The sequence below is a fragment of the Streptomyces sp. NPDC054847 genome (assembly GCF_053610925.1).
The window spans coordinates 1-9,759 of the sequence record NZ_JBSGZJ010000271.1 but is presented as its reverse complement, the minus strand read 5'-3'; the positions used below and the strand labels follow the sequence as shown (position 1 = coordinate 9,759).

At 69.8% G+C, this 9,759-nt stretch carries 6 protein-coding genes; all 6 read left to right on the top strand.

Annotation, left to right across the window (positions count from 1 at the left end):
* The first annotated feature begins 1,138 nt into the window (after positions 1 to 1,138).
* Positions 1,139 to 2,338, top strand: a complete 1,200-nt coding sequence (locus tag ACWGH4_RS23550; protein ID WP_441264876.1) for an ROK family protein — start codon at positions 1,139 to 1,141, stop codon at positions 2,336 to 2,338.
* Between the two features lie 122 nt (positions 2,339 to 2,460).
* A complete protein-coding gene (locus ACWGH4_RS23545; RefSeq protein WP_441264877.1) occupies positions 2,461 to 3,573 on the top strand; it encodes a substrate-binding domain-containing protein in 1,113 nt (370 codons plus the stop codon).
* 208 nt (positions 3,574 to 3,781) lie between these two features.
* The gene (locus tag ACWGH4_RS23540; RefSeq protein ID WP_005310530.1) at positions 3,782 to 4,570 is read left to right on the top strand and encodes an ATP-binding cassette domain-containing protein; all 789 of its coding nucleotides are present in this window, start codon (positions 3,782 to 3,784) and stop codon (positions 4,568 to 4,570) included.
* Positions 4,567 to 5,856 (top strand): ABC transporter permease subunit, encoded by a 1,290-nt coding sequence (locus tag ACWGH4_RS23535; protein WP_441264878.1) that lies wholly within the window; start codon positions 4,567 to 4,569, stop codon positions 5,854 to 5,856. Before ACWGH4_RS23540 ends, ACWGH4_RS23535 begins: the two co-directional genes overlap by 4 nt.
* 186 nt (positions 5,857 to 6,042) lie before the next feature.
* On the top strand, positions 6,043 to 7,956 hold the full coding sequence (gene dxs / locus ACWGH4_RS23530) for a 1-deoxy-D-xylulose-5-phosphate synthase (RefSeq protein ID WP_453464126.1): 1,914 nt from the start codon (positions 6,043 to 6,045) through the stop codon (positions 7,954 to 7,956).
* A 197-nt stretch (positions 7,957 to 8,153) separates the two neighbouring features.
* Complete coding sequence (locus tag ACWGH4_RS23525) at positions 8,154 to 9,668, top strand: amino acid permease (RefSeq protein WP_453464123.1); 1,515 nt, start codon at positions 8,154 to 8,156, stop codon at positions 9,666 to 9,668.
* Positions 9,669 to 9,759: the final 91 nt, after the last annotated feature.

Here is a 9,759-nt window from a genome sequence, read left to right as displayed (position 1 = left end):
ACGGGCCCCTGCCGCCCACCGACGCACCGGACACCGGCCCGGCCCAAGGCCCGCACCACCCGCCGCCCGACCCGACCCGAGCTGCCGCCGCCCGCCGCCCACCGACGGACCGGACACCGGCCCCGGCCCAGGGGCCCGCACCACTCGAAGCCCGACCCGAGGCGCCGCCCAAGACCGACTCGCCGCCCCAGTGTGGAGCTGCCCCGCCCAGAGGCCTGACCACCGTCCCCGCATGGAGCGCCCACCGGCCGGTTCGGGCGGCACCGGGCGGGAGGGGGGCGGGGTCGGAGGAGGGGGGTGTCCGGAAGTAAAGCGTCGCAACTCGCGCGCAGCGCGGTGAGGATAGCCATTCCGGGCACCCCCCTCCGGAGGCCCCGCCCCCCGCACCACCCACCGGCGCAGCCACGCCCCGCAAGGGCGCACTGCAACCGGACCAGGCCACGCCGGCAGGGGCGACACGCCCCGTCCCGCCCACATCCCGGGAAGGGCGGCACGCCCAAACCGCGGCAGGCCGCGAGGCGAGCCACCCGCGCCGACAAGGCCCCCGTCGGGGGGCCACGGCCCGCCCCCGCGGCCCACCACCTGCGCCGGCCCGGACCCCGCCGGGGGCGGCCAGCCCCGGACCCGGCGCCACCCGAGATCACCGCGCCGCGACCCGGGCCCGCCAGGACCCGCCGGCCCGGACCCCGCCGGGGGCGGCCAGCCCCGGACCCGGTGCCACCCGAGATCACCGCGCCGCGACCCGGGCCCGCCAGGACCCGCCGGCCCCCGGACCACGGCCCGCCCCCCGCGGCCCACCACCTCGCGCCGGCCCGGACCCCGCCGGCCCGGAACCCGCCGGGGGCGAACAGCCCCGGACCCGGTGCCACCCGAGATCACCGCGCCGCGACCCGGCCCCGCCAGGACCGCGCCCCGCCCGTGGCCCCGCCAGGCCCCCCGGCGGCCCGAACGGACCCGGCCCCACGCCACACGTCGGCCGTGCTCATCAGAGGTTGCCCCCGCTCAAGGTCTTGACGGGATAAGCCCCAAAAGGTTGAGCTTAGGGTTCATAAGTTGGAGAGACGCCGGGGTCGCGACACACGCCCCCGGCCGGGGGCGGTCGTCGCGCCGCCCACCGGGGGCAGGAGTGGATGAGTCAATGGAGACTCCGGGATCGCAGACATCTCTGCACCGGGCCAACCTCGAGCGTGTCGTGCGTGCCGTACGCATGGCGGGTTCGCTGACGCAGGCGGAGATCGCGAGGAGCACCGGCCTCTCCGCGGCCACCGTCTCCAACATCGTCCGTGAGCTCAAGGACGGCGGCACGGTAGAGGTGACGCCGACCTCGGCCGGCGGCCGCAGGGCCCGCAGCGTCTCCCTCAGCGGCGACGCCGGCATCGTGATCGGCGTGGACTTCGGCCATACCCATCTGCGCGTGGCCATCGGCAACCTCGCTCATCAGGTGCTGGCGGAAGAGGCGGAGCCGCTCGATGTGGACGCCTCGTCCGCGGAGGGCTTCGACAGGGCGGAGGCGCTGGTCAACCGGTTGGTGGAGGCCACCGGGATTGGTCTCGGCAAGGTGATCGGCGTGGGGCTCGGCGTGCCGGGCCCCATCGACGTGGAGTCGGGCACGCTGGGTTCGACGGCGATCCTGCCGGGCTGGACCGGCATCAATCCGAGTGACGAGCTCTCGGCCCGGCTGGGTGTGCCGGTGTACGTCGACAACGACGCGAACCTGGGCGCGCTCGGCGAGATGGTGTGGGGCAGCGGCCGGGGCGTGAAGGACCTCGCGTACATCAAGGTGGCGAGCGGTGTCGGCGCGGGCCTGGTGATAGACGGCCAGATCTACCGGGGTCCGGGCGGTACCGCCGGCGAGATCGGGCACATCACGCTGGACGAGTCGGGCCCGGTGTGCCGTTGCGGCAACCGCGGTTGCCTGGAGACCTTCACGGCGGCCCGGTACGTTCTGCCGCTGCTCCAGTCGAGTCACGGGGCGGAGCTGACGATGGAGCGCGTCGTTCAGCTGGCGCGGGAGGGTGATCCGGGCTGCCGTCGTGTGGTGGGGGACGTGGGCCGCCACATCGGCAGTGGTGTCGCCAACCTGTGCAACCTCCTCAATCCGAGCCGGGTGGTGCTCGGAGGGGATTTGGCGGAGGCTGGAGAGTTGGTACTGGGACCCATTCGTGAGTCCGTCTCCCGCTATGCCATTCCGAGTGCGGCGAGGCAGCTCTCGGTGGCTCCCGGGGCCTTGGGCGGGCGTGCCGAAGTGCTGGGCGCGCTTGCCCTCGTGCTCAGCGAAATGGGTGATTCGACCCTTCTGGACAGTGCGTTGCCGGTCGGGGCACCCGCCTTCACTTAGATAACGAATGGCACCGTTGTCATCTCGTTAAGGATTTACTCCTTGACGCTGACCACGGGGCCGAGTTGACTTCCAGCCACCTCGGCCGCAGCGACGCGGCCTCGTCAGGGAGGTTTCTTATCGTGAACGCACATCTGCGTCGTGCCGCCGTTGCTGTCGCTGCCTCTGCGATGGCCGTATCGCTCGCCGCCTGTGGCCAGGCCGGTGACTCGGGCGAGAGCGCCGAAGAGTCGCGCGCCAAGAAGGGCGACGACATCACGATCGGCCTGCTCCTTCCGGAGAACCAGACCGCTCGCTACGAGAAGTTCGACAAGCCGCTCATCGAGAAGAAGATCAGCGAGCTGACGAACGGCAAGGCGAAGGTCGTCTACGCCAACGCCAAGCAGGACGCCACGCTGCAGACGCAGCAGGTGGACACCATGATCACGAACAAGGTCGACGCGCTCATCGTGGACGCGGTGGACTCCAAGGCCATCGCCGGCGGCGTGAAGAAGGCCAAGGACGCCGGTATCCCCGTCGTCGCCTTCGACCGTCTCGCCGAGGGCCCGATCGACGCCTACACCTCCTTCGACAACGAAGAGGTCGGCCGAGTGCAGGGCAAGGCGCTGCTGGAGGCCCTGGGCGACAAGGCCAAGGACGGCCAGATCGTCATGATGAACGGCTCGGTCACCGACCCGAACGCCGCGCTGTTCAAGAAGGGTGCCCACGCCGAGCTCGACGGCAAGGTGAACGTCGGCAAGGAGTACGACACCAAGGAGTGGAAGCCGGAGAACGCCAACGCCAACATGGAGGCCGCGATCTCGTCCCTCGGCAAGGACAAGATCATCGGCGTCTACTCCGCGAACGACGGCATGGCGGGCGGCATCATCACCGCCCTCAAGTCCGGCGGCTTCACCAAGCTCCCGCCGGTCACCGGTCAGGACGCCGAGCTTGCCGGTGTCCAGCGCATCGTCGCCGGTGAGCAGTTCATGAGCGTCTACAAGCCGTACGCGCCGGAGGCCTCCGCCGCCGCCGAGATGGCCGTGGCGCTCGCCAAGGGCGAGTCGCTCGACGCGATCGCCAAGGAGAAGGTCGACAGCCCCTCCCAGAAGGGCATCCCGTCGGTCCTCGTCCCGGTCGTGTCGCTGACCAAGGACAACATCAAGGACACCGTCGTCAAGGACGGCGTCTACACGGTGAACGAGATCTGCACCCCGAAGTTCAAGGCCGCGTGTGACCAGCTCGGCCTGAAGTAAGGCCGCACGCCGGAGCCCGGCCCCCCGGTGCTCCGGCCTCTGCCCGGGCGCACGCGTCCCGCAGAAACCTTCCGGTGCCCCGCCCCGCCATCAGCCCCCGCTGCCGGTCGGGGCACCGGTCGGAACACTCGCTGCATTTCCAGTCTGCTCAACCTCCGCGCCGCATTTCCCCCGGCGCGGCATCCCCGCCGGTCAGGCGGCGAAGGAGATGGTTCACGTGTCCGCTACGCCCGTGTTGGCGTTGCGCGGGGTCTCCAAGCGGTTCGGTGCCGTCCAGGCGCTCACCGACGTAGAGCTTGAGGTCCACGCCGGTGAGGTGGTCGCCCTGGTGGGCGACAACGGCGCCGGAAAGTCCACGCTGGTCAAGACGATCGCCGGTGTGCACCCCATCGATGAAGGCGCCATCGAGTGGGAGGGCAAGCGGGTCTCGATCAACCGGCCGCACGACGCCCAGAACCTCGGCATCGCGACCGTCTACCAGGACCTCGCGCTGTGCGACAACATCGACGTCGTCGGCAACCTCTACCTCGGCCGGGAGCTCCGCAAGCGCGGCGTGCTCGACGAGGTCGAGATGGAGCGACGCGCCCTCGAACTGCTGAAGACGCTGTCGATCCGTATCCCCAGCGTCCGTATCCCGATCGCCTCGCTCTCCGGCGGTCAGCGCCAGACCGTGGCCATCGCCCGTTCGATGCTCGGCGAGCCCAAGCTCGTCATCCTCGACGAGCCCACCGCCGCTCTCGGTGTCGAGCAGACCGCACAGGTGCTCGACCTCGTGGAGCGGCTGCGGGAGCGCGGCCACGCCGTCGTCCTCATCAGCCACAACATGGCCGACGTCAAGGCGGTCGCCGACAAGGTCGCCGTGCTCCGGCTGGGCAGGAACAACGGTGTCTTCGAGGTCAAGTCGACCTCGCAGGAAGAGATCATCTCCGCCATCACCGGTGCCACGGACAACGCCGTGACCCGCCGTGCGGCGCGCAACGCGGAGGTTACGAAGTGACCACGGAAAAGACCCCCACGGCCACCGGCACGAAGGTGGTCAACCCGGACGCCGCTCACGACGCGCTGACCGCGGTCGACCCTCGTCTGCTGGTGCGCGAGCAGGGGCTCAAGGGCTACTTCTCCGAGTTCAAGCGCAAGGTGCACGCCGGCGACCTCGGGTCCATCCCGGTCGTCATCGGTCTGATCGTCATCGCGGTGATCTTCCAGACCATGAACTCGCAGTTCCTCTCGGCGGAGAACCTGAGCAACATCGCCGTCACGATGGTCGCCACCGGCATGATGGCCGTCGGCATCATCTTCGTACTGCTGCTCGGTGAGATCGACCTGTCGGTCGGCTCCGTCAGCGGTGTCTCCGGTGCGATCGTCGCCGTGCTGAGCGTGACGCACGGGATGAACGAATGGCTGGCGCTGGTCGTCGCCCTGGCCAGCGGCGCCGCCATCGGCGCCCTGCACGGCTTCTTCTTCGCCAAGATCGGCGCCCCGGCGTTCGCCGTGACGCTGGCCGGCCTGCTGTTCTGGCTCGGCTTCATGCTGCAGCTGCTCGGTGAGAACGGCACGATCAACCTGGACGGCGAAGGTGTCGTCGGACAGCTGACCACGTACTACTTCTCCGACATCGCGGCCGCCTACGGGCTCGCCGCCGTCGCCGTGGCCGGCTTCTTCCTGTCGTCCTTCTTCGACAACCGCCGCCGCGCCGCGGCCGGCGTCCCGTCCCGGCCGCTGTCCGACATCGTGATGCGCACGGTGATCCTCGCGATCATCGCTTTCGCCGCGGCCATCATGTTCAACCAGTACAAGGGCCTGCCCCTGGCGCTGGTGCTGTTCCTGGCCGTCCTCGTGATCACGGACTTCGTGCTCCGCCGGACCGCCTACGGCCGCAAGATCTTCGCGCTCGGCGGCAGCGTCGAGGCCTCGCGCCGCGCCGGTATCAACGTCACCGCGGTGCGTATCTCGGTCTTCGCGCTGGCCGGGCTGTTCGCGGCCGTCGGCGGCCTGTTCTGGGCCTCCAAGATCGCGGCGGCCAACCAGAGCGCCGGCGCCGGCGACCTGCTGATGAACGTCATCGCCGCGGCCGTCATCGGCGGCACCAGCCTCTTCGGTGGCCGGGGCCGCACCTGGAACGCCCTGCTGGGCGTCATGGTCATCGTCTCGATCCAGTACGGACTCGCCCTGGAGGGCATCGCGACGCCGATCCAGTACATGATCACCGGTGGTGTCCTGCTGGCGACGGTCGTGATCGACTCCGTCACCCGGAGGACGCAGAAGACCGCAGGTCGCGCCTAGTACGACCGCACAGTGCCCGGTGCCGCGCGGCGGTGCCGGGCACTGCTGTGTCACGTCATAGGCGTGACACAGAACGCACCGCCCGATGACCGAGCGCGTGCACGGAACATTAGACTCGGGCAATCGGCAAGGTCGATCAGCCAGAGTCGATCGGCTCGGATGCAGCTCGAATGCAAGGAGGCACGGGTGGCACTGCTTTCCCGTATCAGGGGACCGCGCGACCTGGACCGGCTCGGCCCGGAGCAGTTGGAGCAGCTGGCTGCAGAAATCCGCACCTTCCTGGTGGACGCCGTCTCCAAGACCGGTGGGCACCTCGGACCCAACCTCGGCGTGGTCGAGCTGACCATCGCCCTCCACCGTGTGTTCGAGTCCCCCAAGGACAAGATCCTCTGGGACACCGGGCACCAGAGCTATGTCCACAAGCTGCTGACCGGCCGCCAGGACTTCTCCCGGCTCAAGATGAAGGGCGGACTGTCCGGCTACCCCTCGCAGGGCGAGTCCGAGCACGACGTCATCGAGAATTCGCACGCCTCCACCGTGCTCGGCTGGGCGGACGGCCTCGCCAAGGCCAACGAGGTCCTGAAGAAGGACGACCACGTCGTCGCCGTCATCGGTGACGGCGCGCTGACCGGCGGTATGGCCTGGGAGGCGCTGAACAACATCGCAGCCGCCAAGGACCGCCCGCTGGTCATCGTCGTCAACGACAACGAGCGCTCGTACGCGCCGACCATCGGCGGCCTCGCCAACCACCTGGCCACCCTGCGCACCACCGACGGCTACGAGCGCTTCCTCGCCCGTGGCAAGGACCTCCTGGAGCGCACCCCCGTCGTCGGCAAGCCGCTGTACGGCACGCTGCACGGCGCCAAGAAGGGCCTCAAGGACTTCATCGCCCCGCAGGGCATGTTCGAGGACCTCGGCCTCAAGTACGTCGGCCCCATCGACGGCCACGACATCGAGGCGCTCGAGTCGGCCCTCGCCCGCGCCAAGCGCTTCGGCGGCCCCGTCATCGTGCACTGCCTCACCGAGAAGGGCCGCGGCTACCAGCCCGCCCTGGCGGACGAGGCGGACCGCTTCCACGCCGTCGGCAAGATCCACCCCGACACGGGGCTGCCCATCTCGAGCTCCGGCCTCGACTGGACCTCGGTGTTCGGCGAGGAGATGGTCAAGCTCGGCAAGGAGCGCGAGGACATCGTCGCCATCACGGCCGCGATGCTCCAGCCGGTCGGCCTCGACCGGTTCGCCAAGGCGTTCCCCGAGCGGGTCTACGACGTCGGCATCGCCGAGCAGCACGGCGCGGTCTCCGCCGCGGGCCTCGCGACCGGCGGCCTGCACCCCGTCTTCGCCGTCTACGCCACCTTCCTCAACCGCGCCTTCGACCAGGTCCTGATGGACGTCGCCCTGCACAAGTGCGGCGTGACCTTCGTACTGGACCGGGCCGGCGTCACCGGCACCGACGGCGCCTCGCACAACGGCATGTGGGACATGTCGATCCTTCAGGTCGTCCCCGGCCTGCGGATCGCCGCCCCGCGCGACGCCGACCAGGTCCGCGCCCAGCTGCGCGAGGCCGTCGAGGTCGACGACGCGCCGACCGTGGTCCGCTTCTCCAAGGGCGCGGTCGGGCCGGCCGTCAAGGCCGTGGGCAAGGCCGGCGGCATGGACGTGCTGCGCCGGGCGGAGGCCGACCGGCCCGACGTCCTGCTGGTCTCCGTCGGCGCCCTCGCCCCGATGTGCCTGGAGATCGCCGACCTGCTCGACGCCCAGGGCATCTCGACCACCGTCGTCGACCCCCGTTGGGTCAAGCCCGTCGACGAGGCGCTCGCGCCGCTCGCCGAGCAGCACCGGGTCGTCGTCACCGTCGAGGACAACAGCAGGGTCGGCGGCGTCGGCTCCGCAATCGCCCAGGCGCTGCGCGACGCGGGCGTGGACGTGCCGCTGCGCGACTTCGGCATCCCGCCCCGCTTCCTCGACCACGCCTCCCGCAACGAGGTCATGGCGGAGATCGGCCTGACCGCACCGGACATCGCCCGTCAGGTCACCGGTCTGGTCTCCAAGCTCGACGGCCGCATCGACAGCGAGGCGGTCCAGCCCGCCCGCGACTGAGCCGCCGCGGCACCATGCGACAGATCCGTGGACGAACGGGACGGATCGTGTGCACGACGTGCCGACCCGGGGCCGGAGGGTAACCCTGAAAGGGTGGTCCCTTCGGCCCATTCGGCTGAAATCCACCCGTTCCGGCTCTCTGTGGACCACGCACCGTCCCGATCATGGCGAGGACGACAAGTGTGGAGGTAGCAGGGGTGAGCACAGATACTGACCCGTCCGGCGGCAGGCGAGGCGTCTTCCGGACCAAGCCCGTCGAACAGTCGATCCAGGACACCGAAGAGCCGGAGCACGCACTCAAGAAGTCCCTCTCCGCCCTGGACCTCACCGTCTTCGGCGTGGGTGTCATCATCGGCACCGGCATCTTCGTCCTCACCGGCACCGTCGCCAAGAACAACGCCGGCCCGGCGACCGCACTCGCTTTCGTCGCCTCCGGCATCGTCTGTGCCCTGGCCGCGCTGTGCTACGCCGAGTTCGCCTCCACCGTCCCTGTGGCCGGCTCCGCCTACACCTTCGCGTACGCCTCGCTCGGCGAACTGCCGGCCTGGATCATCGGCTGGGACCTGGTGCTGGAGTTCGCACTCGGCACGGCGGTGGTGGCCGTCGGCTGGTCGGGCTATGTGCGTTCGCTGATGGACAACGTCGGGTGGAACCTGCCCGCCGGGCTGCAAGGCCCTGATGTGGAGGGCGGCACCTTCGATCTGCTGGCCTTCGTTCTCATCCTGGTGCTGACGGCGATCCTCGTCGTCGGCATGAAGCTCTCCGCCCGCATCACCGCCGTGGTCGTGGCCATCAAGGTCGGCGTGGTGCTGATCGTCATCATCGCGGGACTCTTCTTCGTCAAGGCCGCCAACTACGACCCCTTCATCCCCCCGAAGCAGGGCCAGATCGAGGGCAGCGGCTGGGACGCGCCCCTGGTGCAGCTGCTGTTCGGCTACGAGCCCACGAACTTCGGCGTGATGGGCATCTTCACCGCCGCGTCCATCGTCTTCTTCGCCTTCATCGGCTTCGACGTCGTGGCCACGGCGGCCGAGGAGACCAAGCTGCCGCAGCGCGACATGCCGCGCGGCATCCTGGGGTCGCTGCTCATCTGCACCGTGCTCTACGTCGCCGTGTCCCTCGTGGTGACCGGCATGCAGCACTACAGCGAACTGTCGATCAGTGCCCCGCTGGCGGACGCCTTCAAGGCGACCGGCCATCCGTTCTTCGCGGGCATCATCAGCTTCGGCGCGGCGGTCGGCCTGACGACGGTGTGCATGATCCTGCTGCTGGGGCAGACCCGTGTGTTCTTCGCCATGAGCCGCGACGGCCTGCTGCCGCGGTTCTTCTCCAAGACCCACCCGCGGTTCCGCACCCCGTACCGTCCGACCATCCTGCTCGGCGTGATCATCGCCATCGTCGCCGGCTTCACCAGCATCAACGAGCTGGCCACCCTGGTGAACATCGGCACGCTCTTCGCGTTCGTCGTCGTCGCACTCGGCGTGATCATCCTCCGTCGTACCCGGCCCGATCTGCACCGCGCCTTCCGTACCCCGCTGGTGCCCCTGGTCCCGATCCTGTCGGTCGCGGCCTCGGTGTGGCTGATGCTCAACCTGCCGGGTGAGACATGGTTCCGGTTCGCCGTCTGGATGGCGCTCGGGCTCGTCGTGTACGCCCTGTACGGCCGCCGGAACAGCCGTCTCGGCCGCAGCGGTACCGACCTCAAGGCGTAGCGGACGAACGGGCCCGTGCGGCCCCGGACCGGTCCGTCATCCCTCGGACCGGTCCGGGGTCGCCGGCCGTACGGCACGCGGCCCCACGCAC